The following is an 18,650-nucleotide window of genomic DNA, read 5'->3' on the forward strand; positions in this document are numbered from 1 at the left end:
CGGCGGTGCACCGGACGGAGCCCGGCCCTGGGCCGGGCTCGGGGGATCAGGCGAGGCCGTCGATGGTCTCGCGGACCTTGCCGATGATCTCGTCGGGGATCGGGGCGTAGCCGGCGTCGGCGAGCAGCGCCTGGCCGTCCTCGCTCGCGATGTAGTTCAGGAAGGACTTGGTCGCCGGGAGGGTCTCGGCCTTGTTGCCCTTGTCGCAGACGATCTCGTAGGTGACGAGGGTGATCGGGTAGGCGTTGTCGGCCTTCGTGGCGTAGTTGAGCTCCAGCGCCAGGTCCTTGCCGGTGCCGACGATCTTGGCGTCCGCGATGGCGTTGGAGGCGTTCTCCACACTGGCGGCGACCGGGGCGGAGGCGCCGGTGTCGATGGAGACGGTCTGGCCGTCCTTCGCGTACGAGAGCTCCATGTAGCCGATGGCGCCCTCGGTCTGCTTCACCTGCTGGGCCACGCCGCTGGAGCCGGAGGCGCCCTGGCCGCCCTTGGCCTGCCAGGACTTGCCGCCCTCGTACTTCCAGTTGTCGGGGGCGGTGGCGATCAGGTACTTGGTGAAGTTGTCCGTGGTGCCGGACTCGTCCGAGCGGTGGAAGGGCTGGATCTTGGTGGACGGCAGCTCGGCGTCCGGGTTCAGCTTCTTGATCGCCGCGTCGTCCCAGGTGGTGATCTTCGAGTCGAAGATCTTCGCCAGGGTCGGAGCGTCGAGGACCAGCTCGTCCACGCCGGGCAGGTTGTAGGAGACCGCGATCGGGCCGCCGACCATCGGCAGGTCGATCGCCTGGCCGTCCTTGCAGATCTTCTTCGACGCCTCGATCTCCTCCGGCTTGAGCGCGGAGTCGGAACCGGCGAAGGCCACCTGGCCCTGGGTGAACGCGGTGATGCCCGCGCCGGAGCCGGAGCCCTTGTAGTTGATCTGCAGTCCGCCCTTGCACGCGGCGGCGAACTGCTTGACCCAGGCGTCTATGGCGTTCTTCTGTGCGGACGAGCCGTCCGCGAGGAGCTGGCCCTTGGCGTCGCCGCAGTCGATGTCGCCGGCCTGAGCGCTGGCCGCGCTGTCGTTCGTGCCGGTCTCGTTCGTCGCGTCCGAGCCGCACGCCGTGAGGGCCAGGGCGCCGGAAACGGCGAGAGCGCCGAGGGTCAGGGCCCGCGGGGTCTTGCGCCGGGTCTTGCGCTGAAGCGTCACTTTTCGTGGATTCCTTCCGGGAGCCGCCGGGTGCGTTTCGTTCGCGTGGCGGCGTGCGAAGTTTCGGTGGCGGGGGGTTGGCCTTGCGACGGTTTCCCCGCCGTCAAGGCCGAAATTAGGCCGGGGAGGTGACGGGGTCGACGGGGGAGAGTGAACGGGGGGTGAATCCGCGGGGACGGTGCGGTGCGGCTCCCTCTTCCCTGGTGACCCGCGCTTCCCGCCGCCGCGCGGTGGCCCGTGGGGGCTCGCGCGGGGGCCCGGGCGGTGCCGCGTCCTCGCGCGTCCTCGGTTCGCGCCGCGCCGCGTCCGCGCGAGTTCACGCCGCCTCCACGCCGCCCGCCGCGCGGACGTCCGGGGCAGGCCTCCACCCCGGCCGGGGCCTGGGGCCACTGCGGGGCGGTGACTCCGGCCCCCTTGCGGTCCACCGTGCGTGAGCCGACGGTCCTGTCCCGCGTGACCTTGCCGCAGGGCGGGGCAAGCGCAGCCCGGGTGGTCAGCGTCGTTCGATCCCCCGACCCGCCCCCTTCCCGGAGGGCTTACGTCGCGTGGAGCGAGCTGTCTCGTGGGGACGTGGGCCCTGCGCCCACCCGTGCCGCCCAGCGGCACGATTGCCCGCAGGGCGCGGGGTGGTGGTGCGGCTGGCCCGCCGAGGCGGCAGGGGCCGGGGGCACGTGGGGCCGTGCTGGTTCTGGTCGTGCCGGTCAGGGGGCGGCAAAGGGCGCGTGGGTGGGTCGTTGGCGCGTGGGTGCGGCAGCGGGAGGGCGCCGGGGTCGGGTCAGAGGAGGCGGGTGATGAAGGCGGTCAGGACGGGGTGGTCGTGGGGGTGGGTGAGGTGGTGGTGGGTGGTGGACGCGGGGTGCCAGGCGAGGGCGCCGATCTCATGGGTCGGGGTGAAGGTGTCGGGCGCCGACGTCTCCGCTGCCCAGTAGTCGACCCGCTTGGGCCGCCCGCCCACCGTGTAACGGACGGTCGGCAGCCGCGGCCCGAGGGACACGTGGTGGCCCGTCTCCTCCGCGACCTCCCGGACCGCGGCCTCCTCCGCCGTCTCCCCCGGCTCCAGCTTCCCCTTGGGGAAGGACCAGTCGCCGTACTTGGGCCGGTACACCAGGCAGACCTCGAGCCCGCCGCCCGGGCCGCGGCGGTACAGGACGCAGCCCGCCGCCAGGATCGTGTCGTCGCTGTCGTCGTCGTTCATGGGACCGTCACCGTGCTCGTGCTCGGGTGGGGGAGGGATGCCGCCGGGGACACCGCCCGGGGCGGCGCCGCGGAGCCCCAGGCCCGGTGGAAGTCGTGGCGCGCGGCGAGCACCTCGTGCCGCTGGTGCGCGTGCAGGTTGCCCAGCGCGTACGCCGTGGCCGGCGCGATCCGCGGCGTCCGGGCGGCCGCGGCGGCGACCGAGGCGGCCTCCGCCGCGTCCCGGTGCAGGTCCAGCGCCCGCGCCGCGGACACCAGCCGGGGCGGCACCGGCTCGGTGAGGGCCTCCAGCGCGTACCGGTGCAGCCGGAGCAGCAGCCGGACCTGGTGCCAGGGGGCGTCGCCGTCGCCGGGCTGGTCGGCGGGGTAGGGGGCCCGGTCCGGCCCCGCGTCGGGTTCGGGCAGCGCCGCCACCGCCTCGGCCAGCCGCCGCCCCGCCGTGTCGGCGTGCACGCGCAGGCCCGTCCGGTCGCCGGCCTCCGCACCGTCTCCCGCGTCGGCGCGGCCGCCGCCCGCCTGCGGGGCCCCGCCACCGTCCTCGAGCCCGTCGAGCCCCGCGGTGCCGCCCCGGCCAGGGCCGTCCGCGCGGCCGCGACCGCGGACGTCGACCGCGCCCCGGCCGTCGGCCGCACCGTACGCGGGCCCGCCGCCCCGCAGGGGGACCTCACCGGCCAGCAGGGCCACCGCGTCGGCCAGGGCGTGGAACCGGGCCGAGCCGAGCGCCTCCAGCACCGCCGAGTGCGCCCGGCCGCGGGCCGGCGTGAGGCGGCGTTCCAGCAACGCTGCCGCCTTGGCCGCGCCCAGGTCTCCCCGCGGCTCCTGGAGCGCGGCCCGCAGCCGCCCCAGGGTGGCCGTGTGCAGGCGTTCCTGCGCGAGGACGCCGGAGAACCAGGCGAGCTCGCGCCGTAAGGCCGTGGACCAGGCGGGGTCGAGCGCGGCGTGGAAGGTGTGCAGGGTCGCTCCGATCCGGCGCGCGGCCCTGAGCAGGGCGGGCGCGCACTCGGCGCCTCCGCCTTCGCCTCCGCCCGCGGCGAGCCCTTTCGGCGCGCGCAGGAACTCGGTGGCCTGCGCGCGCAGGTAGGCCGCCAGGGCATCGCTGTCAGGGTGTCGCTGGACCACGCCGGCGCCTCCGGGCGTCGATGAGCATCTCCTGGACGTGGGGCAGCGCCCTCCCGTCCGGGTCCATGCAGTGCCGGGTCCACTCGCCGTCCGGGCCGAGGTGCCAGGACGAGGTGGAGTCGGACATGCCGGTCTCCAGGAACCGGTTGAGGGTGGCCCGGTGGGTCGGGTCGGTGACCCGGACCAGCGCCTCGATGCGCCGGTCGAGGTTGCGGTGCATCATGTCGGCGCTGCCGAACCAGACCTCGGGCTCGCCGCCGTTGGCGAACGAGAAGATCCGCGAGTGCTCCAGGAACCGGCCGAGGACCGACCGGACCCGGATGTTCTCCGAGAGCCCCGGCACGCCGGGCCGCACCGCGCAGATGCCGCGGACCCAGATGTCCACCGGCACCCCCGCCTGGGAGGCGCGGTAGCAGGCGTCGATGACCGCCTCGTCGACCATCGAGTTGACCTTGATCCGCACGTACGCGGGCCGGCCGGCCCGGTGGTGGCGGATCTCCTTGCCGATGCGGGAGACCAGCCCGTCGCGCAGCGACTTGGGGGCCACCAGCAGGCGGCGGTAGGTCTCCCGGCGGGAGTAGCCGGAGAGCCGGTTGAACAGGTCGGAGAGGTCCGCGCCGACCTGCTGGTCCGCCGTGAGCAGGCCGAGGTCCTCGTAGAGGCGGGCCGTCTTGGGGTGGTAGTTGCCGGTGCCGACGTGCGAGTAGCGGCGCAGGGTGTCGCCCTCCTGGCGCACCACCAGCGACAGCTTGCAGTGCGTCTTCAGGCCGACCAGCCCGTAGACGACGTGGCAGCCGGACTCCTCCAGCTTGCGGGCCCACTTGATGTTGGCCTGCTCGTCGAAGCGGGCCTTGATCTCGACCAGGACGAGGACCTGCTTGCCGGCCTCGGCCGCGTCTATCAGGGCGTCGACGATCGGCGAGTCGCCGGAGGTGCGGTAGAGCGTCTGCTTGATGGCCAGCACGTCCGGGTCGGCGGCGGCCTGCTCCAGGAAGGTCTGGACGGAGGTGGAGAAGGAGTCGTAGGGGTGGTGCAGCAGCACGTCCCGTTCGCGCAGGGCGCCGAAGATGTCGGGTGCGGAGGCGGACTCCACCTCGGCGAGGTCGCGGTGGGTGCCGGCGATGAACTTGCGGTACTTGAGCTCGGGGCGGTCCAGGCCGGCGATGCCGAAGAGGCCGGTGAGGTCCAGCGGCCCGGGCAGCGGGTACACCTCGGCCTCGGTGATCTTCAGCTCGCGCACCAGCAGGTCCAGGACGTGCCGGTCGATGGACTCCTCGACCTCCAGGCGCACCGGCGGGCCGAAGCGGCGCCGCATGAGCTCCTTCTCCAGCGCCTTGAGGAGGTTCTCGGTGTCGTCCTCCTCGACCTCCAGGTCCTCGTTGCGGGTGATCCGGAAGGCGTGGTGCTGCAGCACCTCCATGCCCGGGAACAGCTCCTCCAGGTGCGCGGAGATGACGTCCTCGATGGGGACGTAGCGCTCGGGGGAGGCCTCCAGGAAGCGGGAGAGCGACGGCGGCACCTTGACCCGGGCGAAGTGCCGGTGCCCGGAGACCGGGTTGCGGACCACGACGGCCAGGTTGAGCGAGAGGCCGGAGATGTAGGGGAAGGGGTGCGCGGGGTCCACGGCGAGCGGTGTGAGGACCGGGAAGATCTTGGAACGGAAGAGCGTGAAGAGCCGCGCCTGCTCCTTCTCGGTCAGCTCCCCCCAGCGCACGACGTGGATGCCCTCGTCGGCCAGCGCGGGGGCGACGTCCTCGTGGAAGCAGGCGGCGTGCCGGGCCATGAGCTCGCGGGAGCGGGCCCAGATCATCTCCAGCACCTCGCGGGGCTGGAGCCCGGACGCGGAGCGCTGGGCGACGCCGGTGGCGATGCGGCGCTTGAGACCGGCGACGCGGACCATGAAGAACTCGTCCAGGTTGCTGGCGAAGATCGCGAGGAAGTTCGCCCGCTCCAGCAGCGGCGTGTTCGGGTCCTCGGCGAGCTCGAGGACGCGCTCGTTGAAGCCGAGCCAGCTGCGTTCGCGGTCCAGGAAACGGCCCTCGGGGAGCGGACCGTCCTCGTGGCGGACCTCCTGGTACCCCTCGAAGTCCGGACCCGCCTCCTGCTCCTCGTCACGGAGCGGCCGGCGCGGCGGTTCGTGTCCCGCCTGTCGCTTGGATATCAGTCCGACGGCGGCCTGCGACAGCTGCGCGGCGGAATCCTGGGCGCTGCGGTCCTGGGGCATGGGGTCCTGGGCACTGGGCTCGCTCATGACCCCATTGTTCCGCGTGGCGGCGTCGAATGGCATGTCGGACCGGGCGCGTGGAAGCACCCGGAGGTGAGCATTCCGCCTGCTCACGCCGCCTTTGCGCGACTTCGCCGGGGTCGAGGACGTGCTCCCGCCCCCCGAGGGGTCCTCGGGGGGCGGGGCGCCGGCATCGGTAGGAGGGGTGTTCACCACCGGGGAAGGGTTTCAAGCGCGCCTGAATACCGGGTTACGGGCAGTTGGCTGCCAGGCGTCAGGCGGTACGGCGCCGGAGGACGCGGTACGACAGGATGACCGCGAGGGCGGCGACGGCGAGCCAGATGCCGGACTCCACGAGCTGGAGGGGCCAGAAATGGCTCGTCGGGTGGTAGGTGGCCCAGACGTCGGTGAGCCCCTGTTCCTTCAGGCAGGCGTAGAAGTCGCCGGCGTCCCCGGCCGGGCCCTCGCTGGGGTGGACCGCGTCGAGGCAGCTGCCGTTGTACCCGACCCGGTCACCGGACGCGGTGACCGCGCCGCTGTCGATCGGCCACTCGTCGTCGGCGGAATACCAGCGGGGCGAGGGGGCGCCCAGCTTGTAGCCGAACCGGATCTCGGCAGGCCAGAGCAGCTGGCGCTGCTCCAGGAACCACGCGGTGCCGAAGGTCATCAGCGCCACCCCGGCGCCGAGGGAGGCCAGGGTGCGCCTGAGCAGGAGGCCGAGCAGCACGCCGACGGCGACCGCGCACAGCATCCGGGGCACCATGACGACGCCGGTCCCGGTGAAGATGTCCTCGGCCCATCTGCTCCTGGCCCCCCGGAAGAGGGCGAGGTTCGTCCTCTCCCCCGCCTGGTGGGCGAGGCGGTAGAGCGCCAGCAGCAGCGCCATGCCCGCGGTGACCGCCACGGCGGGAAGGGCGAGTGCGGCGGTGAGCCAGCGGGCGGGAGCGACCGACTGGGACCACGCCAGACGCGTGGTGCCGGTCTCCTCCTCGCGTGCGGTCAGGGACGCGGACGCCCAGGCGCCGACCAGCAGGGGTGCGAGGACGATGAGGTAGAAGCCGAGCCGTAGCGCGCCGCTGTACACCTCCATCGCGTCGAAGGAGTCGCTCAGCCCTCCCGGGCAGGCGGGAGGCGCGGTCGTCGCGGACGGAGGACAGGCCTCCAGCTGCGCCGCGAGGTCGTTCACCGCCGGCCCCCACGCCCACAGCAGCGCCGCGGCGCCCAGGGCGACGTAGGCGATCCACACCCACAGGGCCCACCGGTGGACGCGGTACACGGCCCAGGCCGTTCCCCCCGGGGCCTTCGTCGGCGCGGCAGGCGCCTGACGGGTCTCGGGCGGGGTCAAGGTCGTGGTCATGCGGCACCCTTCCGGAGGGCCGTGCGGCGGCGGAGCAGGCGGTAGGAGAGGAACACCGCGAGCGCGGCGACGGCGAGCCAGACACCGGACTCAGCGAACTGCAGCGGCCAATAGTGGCTCTTGGGGTGGTACGTCACCCAGACGTCACTGAGCCCGTTCTCCTTGAGGCAGGCGTAGAAGGCCTCCGCCTCGTCCCGCTTGCCCTGGCGGGCGTCGAACGCCGCGTCCATGCAGCCGAAGTCGTACGGGACACGGTCCCCGGACGGGGTGACCGCCCCGCTCTCGAGCAGCCATTCGCCGTCGGAGACGCCCACGTAGGTGGTGTGGATGTCGTGCGAGTAGCCGTACCGGATCTCGGTCGGCCACAGGAGGTGGCGGGCGACGAGGAACTTCACCGAGGCCGCGGTCATGAACAGCACGCCCGTGCCCAGGGAGGCCAGGGTGCGTCGGATCAGCAGGCCCAGCAGGACGCCGACCGCCACCGCGCACAGCACGCGGGGCACCGTGGCGATCCCCAGCCCGGTGAAGAACTCCTCCCCCCACCACTCCTTGCCCATCGGCCACACCTGCGCGCGCAGGTCGTCGCCCGCGCGGTACGCGAGGCGGTACAGCGCCAGCAGGGGGACGGTGCCGGCGGTCACGACGACGGCCGGGACGGCGAGCTTGACGGTGAGCCAGCGGGCCGGGGTGACCGACTGGGTCCAGGCCAGCTGGGCGGTGCCGGTCTCCATCTCGCGGGCGGTCAGAGAGGCCGCCGCCCAGGCGCCGACCAGGAACGGAGCCATGAAGATGACGTAGAAGCCGTAACGGAGGTGGTTCTCGTACCAGCTGAAGGCGGTGAACTGGCTTCCGCCGCAGCGCGGGCCTTTCCGCAGGCCGGCGCAGGCGTCCACCGCGGCCTGGGCGTCACCCAGGAGGGGCCCCCACGCCCACAGCAGCAGTCCAGCTCCGAGGGCGACGTAGGCGATCCACACCCACAGGGCCCACCGGTGCAGGCGCAGCACGGTGCGGATCAGACCCCCCGGGCGCTTAACGGTGGCCGGGGCGTCGGCCGGGGTCGTGGTCAGGGTCGTGGTCACGCCGCACCCCTCCCGACGGCCGTGCGGTTGCGCAGCAGGCGGTAGGAGAGGAACACCGCGAGGGCGGCGACGGCGAGCCAGACGCCGGACTCCACGAGCTGGAGCGGCCAGTAGTGGCTCTTGGGGTGGTAGGCGATCCAGACGTCGGTGTAGCCCTTGTCCTTCAGACAGGCGTAGAAGGCGTCGGTGTCGAAACCCCGATGCGACTCCCGGTAGCCGGCTTCCATGCACCCGTACCCGGCCCTTTCCCCGGCCTCCCCGGTCATCTCGCCGGACTGCGTCACCGCGCCGGTGGAGATCTGCCACTCGGAGCCGGTGTGGCTCAGGTACGGCGACTCGCCGGTCCTCTCCCTGCCGTGGCGAACCAGGGTCGGCCAGAAGGCGTGGCGGCCGACCGTGACGGCGAAGGTGCTCGCGGCGATCAGCAGCAGCCCGGTGCCCAGCGAGGCCAGGGTCCGCTTCAGCAGCAGGCCGAGCAGGACGCCGACGGCCACCGCGCACAGGACGCGGGGCAGCATGACGACGCCCATCGCGGTGAGGAGGTTCTCGTTCCACCACGACGGTGTCCACTTCCGGATCTCGATGAAGAGCTCCACGCCCTCCAGGTAGGCGAGCCGGTACAGGGCGAGCAGCAGGGCCATGCCCGCGGTGACGGCCACGGCCGGCAGCGCCAGCTTGGTGGTGAGCCAGCGGGCGGGCGACACCGACTGGGTCCAGGCCAGGCCGGCGGTACCGGTCTCCGTCTCCCGGGCGGTCAGCGCGGCGGCCGCCCAGCCGCCGACCAGGAGCGGGGCGCCCAGGATGGCGAAGAAGCCCAGGTCCATGAACTCCTGGTAGTTCCCCAGGGCCGCGTACACACCTCGCGCGCAGGCAGGCTGGACCGCCCCGCCGAGCTCGCACGACGCGGCCAGTGGCCGCAGTTCGCCCACCGCGGGCCCCCACGCCCACAGGAGCACCCCCGACGCCAGGCATACGTAGGCGATCCACAGCCACAGGGCCCAGCGGTGGAGGCGCAGCACGGTCCAGGGCAGGCCGCCCGGCGCCTTCACCGGCGTCGCGGCGTCCTCGGCCTCGTACGGGGCGGGTGAGGTGAGGGTGCGGGTCATGCGACGGGCTCCCTGAGGTAGGACAGCACCAGTTCCTCGAGGGTCGGCGCGGCCGCCTCGTGGGCGGCGGGGAGCGGGCCGTCGGGGCGGACCAAGGCGGTGACCTGGCGGCCGGTGGTGCGGGACTCGATCACCGTGTGGCCGTCCAGGGAGGCGTCGGCGGGGCCGGTGACCAGGGTGTGCGCGGCCAGCACGTCGTCCAGCTCGCCCTGGAGGCGGACCCGGCCGCGGCGGATCAGCAGAAGGTGGTCGCAGGACCCCTCCAGCTCCGCGATGACGTGCGAGGACATGACGACCGTGGTGCCGTGTTCGGCGGCCTCGGCCATCAGCTCGCCCATCAGCTGGTGGCGGGCGAGCGGGTCGAGGTCGGCCATCGGCTCGTCCAGCAGCAGGAGTTCGGGCCGCTTGCCCAGCGCCAGGGCCAGCGCGACCCGGGTGCGCTGGCCGCCGGAGAGGCTGCGGACCGTGGCCGTGACGTCCAGGTCGCCCTGGGCGACGATGCGTTCGGCCGTGGCCTGGTCCCAGCGGGCCGGGTTGAGCGCGTGCCCAAGACGCAGCGTGTCGAGCACCGTGAGCTGGCCGTAGAGCGGCTTGTGCTGCGCGACGTAGGCGACCCGCTCGCGCGCGTCGGCGGGGCTGCCGCCGAGCACCCGTATCGCGCCCTCGGTCGGGCGGTCGAGGCCCGCGGCCAGGGCCAGCAGCGTGGACTTGCCGGCGCCGTTGGGGCCGACCACCGCGCAGACACGGCCGGCCGGGAGGCTGAACGAGCAGCCCCGGAGCGCCCAGTTGACGCGGCGGCGGGGCAGCAGGCGGGTGTAGCGCCTGCCCAGCGCCTCGGCCTCGATGGCGGTCTCGGTCATCGGTGGTCCCCCCCAATGGGATAGAGGTCGTCCAGGACGGAGGTGAGGAGCGCGGACACGTCGTCGCGGTCCAGGCCGGAGGCCTTGGCCTTGCGGCCCCACGCCGTGAGCTCGTCCCGCAGCGGCGCCGAGTCGGCGGCTGCGGGGCCCAGGGTGCGGCGGACGAACGTGCCGAGGCCGCGCCGGGCCTCCACCAGGCCTTCGCGTTCCAGTTCGCGGTAGGCCTTGAGGACGGTGTTCGGATTGATGGCGGTGGCCGCCACGACTTCCCGTGCCGTGGGCAGCCGGTCACCCGGCTCCAGCAGGCCCAGCCGCAGGGCGTGCTTGGTCTGCTGGACGATCTGCAGATAGGTGGCGACGCCGCTGCGCCGGTCGATGCGGTACTCGACCACTCGACAACACCCTTTCACTAATTGAGTAGTGGAAGGGTGGTGCAAAGCAGGGGGCGGCGTCAAGTCGCCGCCCCCTGCGTGCCGTTGTCGAGGTCAGAGCTCCGTGCGGTACATCAGGTCCGTCTCGTGGGTGGTGAAGCCGAGACGCTCGTAGACGGTGACGGCGGCCTTGTTGTCGCCGTCCACGTAGAGCATCGCCGTGGGCCGGCCGCGGGCGGCGAGGTGGCGCAGACCGGTGACGGTGAGCGCCTTGCCCAGCCCGCCGCCCTGGGCGCCGGGGCGCACCCCGACCACGTAGACCTCGCCGAGGTTCTCCTCGGCGTGCTCCTTCGTCCAGTGGAAGCCGACCAGTTCGCCGTCCTTCTCCGCGAGGAAGAAGCCCTCCGGGTCGAACCAGGCCTCGGCCTCGCGGTCGTCCAGGTCCCGCTGGGTCAGCGAGCCCTGCTCGGGGTGGTGGGCGAAGGCCTCGGCGTTGACGGCGAGCCAGGCCGCGTCGTCCTGCCCGGGCACGAAGGTGCGGACGGTGACGCCCGGGGGCAGCACCGGCTCGGGCAGCTCCGGGGCGTCGGGGCCGGTCAGCGGGCGGCGCATCTGGCGCAGCTCGCGGAAGAGGGTGAGGCCGAGGACCTGCGCGAGGTGGCGGGCGGAGGCGTGGCCGCCGTGCGCCCACACCCGCAGACGCTTGCCGGTGGCGGCCAGCAGGGCGCTGCCGAGCGCGCGGCCGTGGCCCCGGCCGCGGTGGGAGGGATGGATCACCAGCTCGGCGGCGGGCGGCTCGACGAGCTCGGAGCCGTCCAGCTGTGCGTAACCGGCCAGTTCGCCGTCGTCCCCCACGGTCAGCAGCAGGTGGAGGATGCCGGGGCGGGGCTCACCGCTCCTCAGGTGCAGCCGGCCCTGTTCGGACACGGCGTGCTGGCCGTCCGCGTCCGAGGCGGCCGACAGCAGGGCGGTCACCGCGTCGACCTGAGCGGGGGTGAGGCGGTCCAGGGTGTCGATCTGGCGAGGACTGAGAGGGCTGGTCATGCTTCGAGCGTATGGCCTGCGCCCGGTACGCCGGCCGTTCGGCGTGGTCGTCCGGGCGGTCCCGCGTCCGGAGGTCCACCCGGTCGCGGGCGGAGGACGGCGTGCCGGCCGGCCGGTGGTGTGACGGGTTTTCGGACAGTCGAAACCAGGATGTGACCCGCGTCCCCTGTCGCAGCTACGCGCGTTGACCCTAAGCTGCCGCTCAGCCACCCCACTGTGCACCTACTCATTCAAGAGGGGGGACCATGCCGCGGATCACCCGGCAGAGACGTACCCACCGCATTCTGATCACCGGCGCCGCGCTGGCCACCGTCGGCGCGCTGACGGCGGCGCTTCCCGCCGACGCGTCCGACGACGCCCAGGCCGCGAGCGCCCGCACGGTCGACGTGCAGCTGCTCTCCTTCAACGACCTGCACGGCAACCTGGAGCCGCCGGCCGGCAAGGACGGCCAGGTGACGGAGATCGGCAACCCCAATCCCGTCCCCGCAGGCGGCGTCGAGTACCTGTCGGCCTCGCTGAGCGCCGCGCGCCAGGGGCACAAGTACAGCGTGACCGCCGCGGCCGGCGACCTGATCGGCGCCAGCCCGCTGCTCTCGGGCCTGTTCCACGACGAGCCGACCGTCGAGGCGCTCAACGAGCTCGACCTGGACGTGTCCGGCGTGGGCAACCACGAGTTCGACGAGGGCCTCACCGAGCTGAAGCGCATCCGCGACGGAGGCTGTCACCCGACCGACGGCTGCTACACCGACACGCCGTTCGAAGGCGCGGACTACCCGTACCTCGGCGCCAACGTGACCGACGAGAAGACCGGCGAGCCGGCTCTGGCCCCGTACTGGGTCTGGAAGCAGGGCCCGGTCAAGGTCGGCTTCATCGGTGTCACGCTGGAGAACACCCCCGGCATCGTCACCGCCGAGGGCATCAAGGGCCTCGAGTTCCACGACGAGGTCGAGACGATCAACAAGTACGCGGACGAGCTGTACGCACAGGGCGTCAAGTCCGTCGTGGCGCTCATCCACGAGGGCGGCGTGCCCGCCAACGGCGCGTACAACTACCTGTGCGACGCGGAGGCCGGCGGCATCTCCGGTCCGATCGTCGACATCGCCAAGAACGTCAGCCCCAAGGTCGACGCACTGGTGACGGGTCACACCCACAACGCCTACGTGTGCGACATCAAGGACCCGGCGGGCAACTCCCGCATGGTGACCTCGGCGGCCTCCTTCGGACGTCTGTACACGGACACCACGCTGACCTACGACCGGGCGACCAAGGACATCGTGCGCACCGCGGTGGACTCGGCCAACCACGTGGTCAGCCGGACCCAGGACCCCGACAAGGACATCACCGACGTCATCAACCGCTGGAAGCCGCTGGCGGAGCCGGTGGCCAAGCGTCCCATCGGCTACATCAGCGCCGACATCACCAAGGCCGGCCGGGAGAGCCAGCTGGGCGACCTGATCGCGGACGCGCAGCTGGCCCACGCCCGCACCGTCGACCCGGACACGGCGTTCGCGCTGATGAACACGGGCGGCATCCGTGTGGAGGCGCTCAAGTACGCGCAGAGCGCCGGCGAGGGTGACGGCGTCGTCACCTACGCCGAGGGCTTCGCCCTCCAGCCGTTCGGCAACACGGTGAACATGGTGGACCTCAAGGGCGCCGACATCGTCGCCGCGCTGCAGCAGCAGGTCAGTGGCAAGAACGAGGCCGCCCCGAAGATCCTCCAGGTCTCCGAGGGACTCACGTACACGCTGGACATGACGAAGTCCGGCGCGGACCGCGTGATCGCCGACTCGATCCGGATCCACGGTCAGCCGGTGGACCTCACGGCCACCTACCGGGTCGCGATGAACAACTTCCTCGCCGGCGGCGGGGACAACTACCCGGCGCTGGCCAAGGGCACGGACATGGTCGTCGGGACCGACGACCTGACGGCGCTCGCGGACTACATGACCGCGACGTCCTCCCCGGCCTCGCCGATCGCGCCGTCCGCGGCGAAGCGCATCACCGTCGTCGAATGAGCCCGAAGGCCCGCGGGTTTGGGGACTCGCGGGCCTGAGGCCCCGACGCGCAGGAGCCGCCCCGTGCACATCGCACGGGGCGGCTCTTCCGTTCGCTGTAGTGACGTTCCCCTTCGTCCTGGCGCGGGCGAGTTGCCGGGCGTCCCGCCCGGTTCCGTCGTGCGGACCGGCGGCGAGCGGTCCTCGGCACGGAGCTTGGTGCGCCTTCACCGTGAGCCGGTGACCCAACGTCAGGTGACCTGGGCCATCGGCCGGCGCGGGCGGTCCCGCACCGGCCGACGTGCCGTTTCCGCCAGGCACAGGCGTCACCCCGGGGGACGGGGCGGCCCGATTCGCCTGAGTCAGCCCAGCAGGAGCGCCGCGGGGGCGGCCAGGGCGAGCGGCAGGGCGACGCCCGCCGTGAAGTGCACGAAGCGGGACGGGTAGTCGTAGGCGGCGACCCGGTGACCCACCACGGCGCACAGACCGGCGACCGCGCCCAGCAGCGCGCCCCTGAGCCCGTCGCCCACCAGCGCGCCCGCACCGGCCGCCACGGCGACCCCGAGGACCATGCCGGCCGCCGGCGGCTTGGCGACGACGGCGCGGACCAGGATCGCGGCGGCCACCGCGACACCGCCGGTGGTCACCGCCCGCGGGGCGGCGGCGAGGTGCCCGGTGGCCAGGATGGCCAGCGCGGCGGCGGCGAGGGCCGCGGTGAGGCCGTACATCCGCTCGTCCGGCTCGGCATGGCTGCGGAGCTGGAGTACCAGGGTGAGCAGGACCCACACGCCCAGCGTGCCGAGGACCGCGCCGGTGCCGTGCTCGCGGCCGACGGCCAGGACGGCGGCGTCGGCGGCAAGCGCGCCGAGGAAGCCGAGGGCGATGCCCTGGCGGGCGGGCCACATGCCGTTCAGGCGGAACCAGCCGGCCGCGGTCAGGCCCTGGAGCACGACCAGCGGGAGCAGCAGCGCCCAGGTGCCGAGGGCCGCGCCCCCGGCCAGCAGCAGGGACAGCACGGCGGTCAGCGCGGCGGGCTGGATGCCGGGGTCGATGATCGGCGAGCGGCCCTCGGCGCGGGCGCGCTGGGCGTCCGTCACCCGGGTGTTGCCGCCGACGGTCGCGGGGCCGTAGCCCGCGAGGTCGGGACCGCCCTGGGAGGGGCCGGCCTGTGAGGACCCGGCCTGGGAGGCGTCGGCCGGGGCCCCGCCGGGCATCGCCGAGGCGTGCGGGGCGGCGGCCTGCGGGGCCGGCGCCGGTGACGCCTGCGGTCCGGCCGGGGCGTGGACGTCCGCCCGCGCGCCGTCGTACTGCCCCGGGTACCCGCCGTGCCCCGGGTACCCGCCGCCGTGCGTCCCGGGAGCCTCGGCGCCCGGCATCGGACCGCTGGAGTGCGGGTACGGGACCGCCGCGCCGGGCTGCGCCGCCGGCGGGGGGTACGCCGCGCGCGCGGCCTGCGGCTCGCGGGCGGGCGAGGCGCCGAGGTGGGGCTGCATCTGGGAGTCCCAGGTGTTGCCCTGCCATTGCTGGGTGGTCTCCGACGGCGACGGCGCCTGCGGGTAGCCGTCGCCGGGGCCGTGGTGCGGCCCCGGGTACGGCTGCTCGTACTGGTTGCTCATGCTGTGGGGGTCACCCTCCTGCGAACGGCGGGAGCACCTCGACCGTGCCGCCCGGAGCCAGCCGTACGGTGTCGTGCCCGCGGGTCCCCACGGGATCGCCGTCGATCAGGAACGAGCAGCGCCGCAGTACCTGGGTGAGCTCCCCGGGGTGCCGTGTGCGGACCGCGTCCAGCGCGTCGGCGAGGGTGTCCGCGTCGAAGGACTCCTCGGCGACGCCGGCCGCGGCCTTGGCGGCGGCCCAATAGCGCACCATGACCTGTGCCATACCGTTCCTCGGCTGAGTGAACTGATGTGTGAACACGGTCAGGCTAGCGGCCCCGGCGGGCGGCGTCGGCCAGCCAGGCCCCGAGCCGCCGGGCCAGTGCCTCGTCGACCGCGTTCTCCGCGTGGCCCATCCCCTCCTCGAGCCAGAACTCGGCGTGGCCCCCGGACGCCTCGACCAGCGAGCGCGGATGGTCGAGGGGGAAGTAGGGGTCGCTGTCCCCGTGCACCACCAGCAGAGGGACCGGCGCGATCAGCGGCGCCGACTCCACCGGTGAGGGCGGCACCGGGTCCCAGTCGCGGTGGTGGATGCGGGTGCGCAGGGCGAGCCGCCCGACCAGCCGCCCGGCCGGCCTCATCACCACCCAGTGCAGCCGCCGCATCGCCGCCGTCCCCCGGTAGTACCAGCGGGCCGGGCCGCTGACCGTCGCGACCGCGTCCACGCCGGCGTCGGGCAGGGCGGCGTGCCGCACCACCACCGAGCCGCCCAGGGAGAAGCCGGCCGTGGCGATCCGCCGGTGCCCCAGCTCCCGCGCCCAGGCGACCGCGGCCGCCAGGTCGAGGACTTCCTTGTCGCCCACGGTGGAGTGCCCGCCGGACGCGCCGTGGCCCCGGAAGGAGAAAGTGATCACCGCCGCGAAATGTGAAAAGGAACGCGCTATTCGCCGCACGTGGGGCCGGCCCAGATCTCCGGTGAATCCGTGCGCGATCACAATCACCGGGTGATCGGATTCCGCTCCGGGTGGATCGTATACAGCCGTTCCCGGCTCGTACGCGGCGTGGATGCTCACCCCGTCGGCCGTACGCAGAAAGGCTGTTCGGGGGTACCGCCGTTTTGTCTCAGCCTTCGGGACGTCACCCGAATCAGCCGTTTGACCTGCCGCGCCAGTGCTCATGTGGGTTATTCTGCTGGGCAGAGGACTCGGGCGACGCAGCCCCCGGGTCCTTTCGCGCATTAGAGCGAGTTGTATACGAGTCGGAAAGCGCAGGTGCACGGGACTTCTCCAGCACGACGCGGTGCGGTGAGGGGCCCGGGGGCGACGGAGCCCGCCACGCGCCGAGATGCAGTGCCGCAAACGTCCTCGCGGGGACCCAGGAGGAACCAGACGTTATGGGCAAGCGAACCGTGCACCACCGGACCACCGACAGTGTGGAGAACCGATGAGCTCACTGCTGCTCCTCACCAACGCCCTCCAGCCGTCGACCGAGGTGCTGCCCGCCCTCGGCCTGCTGCTCCACAACGTGCGCGTCGCCCCCGCCGAGGGCCCCGCGCTGGTGAACGTGCCCAGCGCCGACGTCATCCTGGTCGACGGCCGCCGTGACCTCCCGCAGGTCCGCAGCCTGTGCCAGCTCCTGCGCTCCACCGGGCCCGGCTGTCCGCTGATCCTGATCGTCACCGAGGGCGGCCTGGCCGCCGTCACCGCCGACTGGGGCGTCGACGACGTCCTGCTCGACACCGCCGGCCCCGCCGAGGTGGAGGCCCGCCTGCGGCTCGCCGTCGGCCGCCTGCAGCTCACCGGCGACGACTCGCCGATGGAGATCCGCAACGGCGACCTCTCCGTCGACGAGGCCACCTACTCCGCCAAGCTCAAGGGCCGGGTCCTGGACCTCACCTTCAAGGAGTTCGAGCTCCTGAAGTACCTCGCCCAGCACCCCGGCCGGGTCTTCACCCGCGCCCAGCTGCTCCAGGAGGTCTGGGGCTACGACTACTTCGGCGGCACCCGGACGGTCGACGTCCATGTGCGGCGGCTGCGCGCGAAACTCGGTCCGGAGCACGAATCCTTGATCGGGACTGTCCGCAATGTGGGCTACCGGTTCGTAACTCCTGAGAAGGGCGAACGCCCCGCCGAGGACGCCAAGCGCCCGGCCGCCTCCGGAACCCGCGGCGCCCGCCCGGGTGCGAAGCAGGCCGAAACGGGGCAGAGCGTCCCGGAAATGGCCGCCGACGCCTGACCGACCGGCCCAGCGGGCACCCGTCGGCCCGTTCCCGGCCCGCCAAGGGGCGGGTGCGGGGTCGACAGCAAAGCGTAGATGTCCTGCCCAGAGGTGTTTCCATACGCGTAGACTCCGCGCGTGGCCAAGGTGACTCGGGACGACGTGGCGCGGCTGGCGGGTACCTCGACCGCCGTGGTCAGCTACGTCATCAACAACGGACCCCGGCCGGTCGCCCCGGCCACCCGCGAACGTGTGCTGGCCGCCATCGCGCAGCTCGGCTACCGGCCCGACAGGGTCGCGCAGGCCATGGCCTCGCGACGGACCGACCTGATAGGCCTCATCGTCCCGGATGCCCGCCAGCCCTTCTTCGGCGAGATGGCGCACGCGGTGGAACAGGCCGCCTCCGAGCGCGGAAAGATGGTCCTGGTCGGCAACACCGACTACGTGGCCGAGCGCGAGGTCCACTACCTGCGTGCCTTCCTCGGCATGCGGGTCTCCGGCCTGATCCTCGTCAGCCACGCCCTGAACGACCAGGCCGCCGCCGAGATCGAGGCCTGGGACGCCCGGGTGGTGCTGCTGCACGAGCGCCCCGAGGCGATCGACGACGTCGCGGTGGTCACCGACGACGTGGGCGGCGCCCGCGGGGCCGTGCGGCACCTGCTGGAGCACGGTCACCCCTACGTCGCCTGCATCGGCGGCACCGCCGAGACCCCCGAGGTGGGCGACCCGGTCTCCGACCACGTCGAGGGCTGGCGCCTGGCCATGGCCGACTTCGGCCTGACCACCGAGGGCCGCTGCTTCGAGGCCCCCTACAACCGCTACGACGCCTACCAGGTGGCGCTCGGGCTGCTCGCCGGCCCGGACCGCCCGCCGGCGATCTTCTGCTCCACCGACGACCAGGCCGTGGGCGTGCTGCGCGCCGCCCGCGAGCTGCGGATCGACGTGCCCGGCGAGCTGGCGGTGGTCGGCTTCGACGACATCAAGGAGGCGGCGCTCACCGACCCGCCCCTGACCACGGTCGCCACCGACCGCAAGGCGATGGCCCGCGCGGCGGTCGACCTGGTGCTGGACGACACCGTGCGGCTGCCGGGCAACGGGCACGACCGGCTGCGCGTCGTCCCCGCCCACCTGGTGGTCCGGCGCTCCTGCGGCTGCGACGAGCAACCGCGGCAGCCGTGACGGGCGTACGCGAGGCTTGTCACAGCTGATCGACAGGCTTCCCTGCCGAGCGGCCCACGGCGTTACCGTCGAATCCGAGTACTCCGCCGACCGTCCAGACGCCGTCCAGGTAGGGAGACCCGTAG

Annotated in this window: 16 protein-coding genes; 3 read left to right on the forward strand and 13 right to left on the reverse strand. The window is 73.1% G+C overall.

The annotated features are described in order from the left end of the window. Nucleotides 1-46: 46 nt before the first annotated feature. From pstS to mshD, 10 genes are all read right to left on the reverse strand, one after another. Nucleotides 47-1,186 (reverse strand): phosphate ABC transporter substrate-binding protein PstS, encoded by a 1,140-nt coding sequence (gene pstS / locus ABT026_RS06470; RefSeq protein ID WP_351112838.1) that lies wholly within the window; start codon nt 1,184-1,186, stop codon nt 47-49. A 775-nt stretch (nt 1,187-1,961) separates the two neighbouring features. Next, entirely contained in the window at nt 1,962-2,381 is a 420-nt protein-coding gene (locus ABT026_RS06475) for an NUDIX hydrolase (RefSeq protein ID WP_351112840.1), read from the reverse strand. After that, on the reverse strand, nt 2,378-3,499 hold the full coding sequence (locus ABT026_RS06480) for a CHAD domain-containing protein (RefSeq protein WP_351112842.1): 1,122 nt from the start codon (nt 3,497-3,499) through the stop codon (nt 2,378-2,380). Before ABT026_RS06480 ends, ABT026_RS06475 begins: the two co-directional genes overlap by 4 nt. Next, the gene (locus ABT026_RS06485; RefSeq protein WP_351112844.1) at nt 3,480-5,750 is read right to left on the reverse strand and encodes an RNA degradosome polyphosphate kinase; all 2,271 of its coding nucleotides are present in this window, start codon (nt 5,748-5,750) and stop codon (nt 3,480-3,482) included. Before ABT026_RS06485 ends, ABT026_RS06480 begins: the two co-directional genes overlap by 20 nt. Nucleotides 5,751-5,997: 247 nt before the next feature. Next, nucleotides 5,998-7,080, reverse strand: a complete 1,083-nt coding sequence (locus tag ABT026_RS06490) for an ABC-2 membrane transporter-related protein (RefSeq protein ID WP_351112846.1) — start codon at nt 7,078-7,080, stop codon at nt 5,998-6,000. Beyond that, complete coding sequence (locus ABT026_RS06495; protein WP_351112848.1) at nt 7,077-8,159, reverse strand: ABC-2 membrane transporter-related protein; 1,083 nt, start codon at nt 8,157-8,159, stop codon at nt 7,077-7,079. The genes ABT026_RS06490 and ABT026_RS06495 overlap by 4 nt, the downstream gene beginning before the upstream one ends. Then, complete coding sequence (locus tag ABT026_RS06500; protein WP_351112850.1) at nt 8,156-9,265, reverse strand: ABC-2 membrane transporter-related protein; 1,110 nt, start codon at nt 9,263-9,265, stop codon at nt 8,156-8,158. The genes ABT026_RS06495 and ABT026_RS06500 overlap by 4 nt, the downstream gene beginning before the upstream one ends. Continuing rightward, nucleotides 9,262-10,125 carry an ABC transporter ATP-binding protein gene (locus ABT026_RS06505; RefSeq protein ID WP_351112852.1) on the reverse strand — a complete coding sequence of 288 codons (864 nt, stop codon included), beginning with the start codon at nt 10,123-10,125 and terminating at the stop codon, nt 9,262-9,264. Before ABT026_RS06505 ends, ABT026_RS06500 begins: the two co-directional genes overlap by 4 nt. Beyond that, on the reverse strand, nt 10,122-10,517 hold the full coding sequence (locus ABT026_RS06510) for a GntR family transcriptional regulator (RefSeq protein WP_351112854.1): 396 nt from the start codon (nt 10,515-10,517) through the stop codon (nt 10,122-10,124). The genes ABT026_RS06505 and ABT026_RS06510 overlap by 4 nt, the downstream gene beginning before the upstream one ends. A gap of 93 nt (nt 10,518-10,610) precedes the next feature. Next, nucleotides 10,611-11,540, reverse strand: a complete 930-nt coding sequence (gene mshD / locus ABT026_RS06515) for a mycothiol synthase (protein ID WP_351112856.1) — start codon at nt 11,538-11,540, stop codon at nt 10,611-10,613. Between the two features lie 245 nt (nt 11,541-11,785). On the opposite strand from mshD, the gene ABT026_RS06520 reads away from it, so the two are divergent. Further along, nucleotides 11,786-13,555: a bifunctional metallophosphatase/5'-nucleotidase gene (locus ABT026_RS06520; RefSeq protein ID WP_351112859.1), complete on the forward strand. Its 1,770-nt coding sequence runs from the start codon at nt 11,786-11,788 to the stop codon at nt 13,553-13,555. Between the two features lie 341 nt (nt 13,556-13,896). On the opposite strand, the gene ABT026_RS06525 is transcribed toward ABT026_RS06520, so the two are convergent. From ABT026_RS06525 to ABT026_RS06535, 3 genes are read right to left on the reverse strand one after another with little or no spacing between them, the layout of a single operon-like run. Next, on the reverse strand, nt 13,897-15,150 hold the full coding sequence (locus ABT026_RS06525; protein ID WP_351112861.1) for a hypothetical protein: 1,254 nt from the start codon (nt 15,148-15,150) through the stop codon (nt 13,897-13,899). 10 nt (nt 15,151-15,160) lie between these two features. After that, nucleotides 15,161-15,415 (reverse strand): MoaD/ThiS family protein, encoded by a 255-nt coding sequence (locus ABT026_RS06530; protein WP_351112863.1) that lies wholly within the window; start codon nt 15,413-15,415, stop codon nt 15,161-15,163. A gap of 43 nt (nt 15,416-15,458) precedes the next feature. Then, the gene (locus ABT026_RS06535) at nt 15,459-16,307 is read right to left on the reverse strand and encodes an alpha/beta hydrolase (protein ID WP_351112865.1); all 849 of its coding nucleotides are present in this window, start codon (nt 16,305-16,307) and stop codon (nt 15,459-15,461) included. Nucleotides 16,308-16,572: 265 nt separating this feature from the next. Between ABT026_RS06535 and ABT026_RS06540 the strand changes: the two genes are divergently transcribed. Together ABT026_RS06540 and ABT026_RS06545 are read left to right on the forward strand one after the other, a co-directional pair. Further along, a complete protein-coding gene (locus ABT026_RS06540; RefSeq protein WP_351112867.1) occupies nt 16,573-17,364 on the forward strand; it encodes a response regulator transcription factor in 792 nt (263 codons plus the stop codon). 120 nt (nt 17,365-17,484) lie between these two features. Beyond that, nucleotides 17,485-18,525: a LacI family DNA-binding transcriptional regulator gene (locus ABT026_RS06545; RefSeq protein WP_351112869.1), complete on the forward strand. Its 1,041-nt coding sequence runs from the start codon at nt 17,485-17,487 to the stop codon at nt 18,523-18,525. Nucleotides 18,526-18,650: the final 125 nt, after the last annotated feature.

This window comes from Streptomyces sp. NPDC002734 (genome assembly GCF_040295685.1).
In the GTDB taxonomy this organism is placed as follows: Bacteria; Actinomycetota; Actinomycetes; order Streptomycetales; family Streptomycetaceae; genus Streptomyces.

What these genes read in the sequence shown, in the direction of transcription:
- ABT026_RS06475 (WP_351112840.1), bottom strand. Translation starts at nt 2,381, where the DNA reads ATGAACGACGACGACAGCGACGACACGATCCTGGCGGCGGGCTGCGTC.
- ABT026_RS06485 (WP_351112844.1), bottom strand. Translation starts at nt 5,750, where the DNA reads ATGAGCGAGCCCAGTGCCCAGGACCCCATGCCCCAGGACCGCAGCGCC.
- ABT026_RS06490 (WP_351112846.1), bottom strand. Translation starts at nt 7,080, where the DNA reads ATGACCACGACCTTGACCCCGCCCGAGACCCGTCAGGCGCCTGCCGCG.
- ABT026_RS06500 (WP_351112850.1), bottom strand. Translation starts at nt 9,265, where the DNA reads ATGACCCGCACCCTCACCTCACCCGCCCCGTACGAGGCCGAGGACGCC.
- ABT026_RS06505 (WP_351112852.1), bottom strand. Translation starts at nt 10,125, where the DNA reads ATGACCGAGACCGCCATCGAGGCCGAGGCGCTGGGCAGGCGCTACACC.
- mshD (WP_351112856.1), bottom strand. Translation starts at nt 11,540, where the DNA reads ATGACCAGCCCTCTCAGTCCTCGCCAGATCGACACCCTGGACCGCCTC.
- ABT026_RS06520 (WP_351112859.1), top strand. Translation starts at nt 11,786, where the DNA reads ATGCCGCGGATCACCCGGCAGAGACGTACCCACCGCATTCTGATCACC.
- ABT026_RS06525 (WP_351112861.1), bottom strand. Translation starts at nt 15,150, where the DNA reads ATGAGCAACCAGTACGAGCAGCCGTACCCGGGGCCGCACCACGGCCCC.
- ABT026_RS06530 (WP_351112863.1), bottom strand. Translation starts at nt 15,415, where the DNA reads ATGGCACAGGTCATGGTGCGCTATTGGGCCGCCGCCAAGGCCGCGGCC.
- ABT026_RS06535 (WP_351112865.1), bottom strand. Translation starts at nt 16,307, where the DNA reads ATGAGCACTGGCGCGGCAGGTCAAACGGCTGATTCGGGTGACGTCCCG.
- ABT026_RS06540 (WP_351112867.1), top strand. Translation starts at nt 16,573, where the DNA reads ATGAGCTCACTGCTGCTCCTCACCAACGCCCTCCAGCCGTCGACCGAG.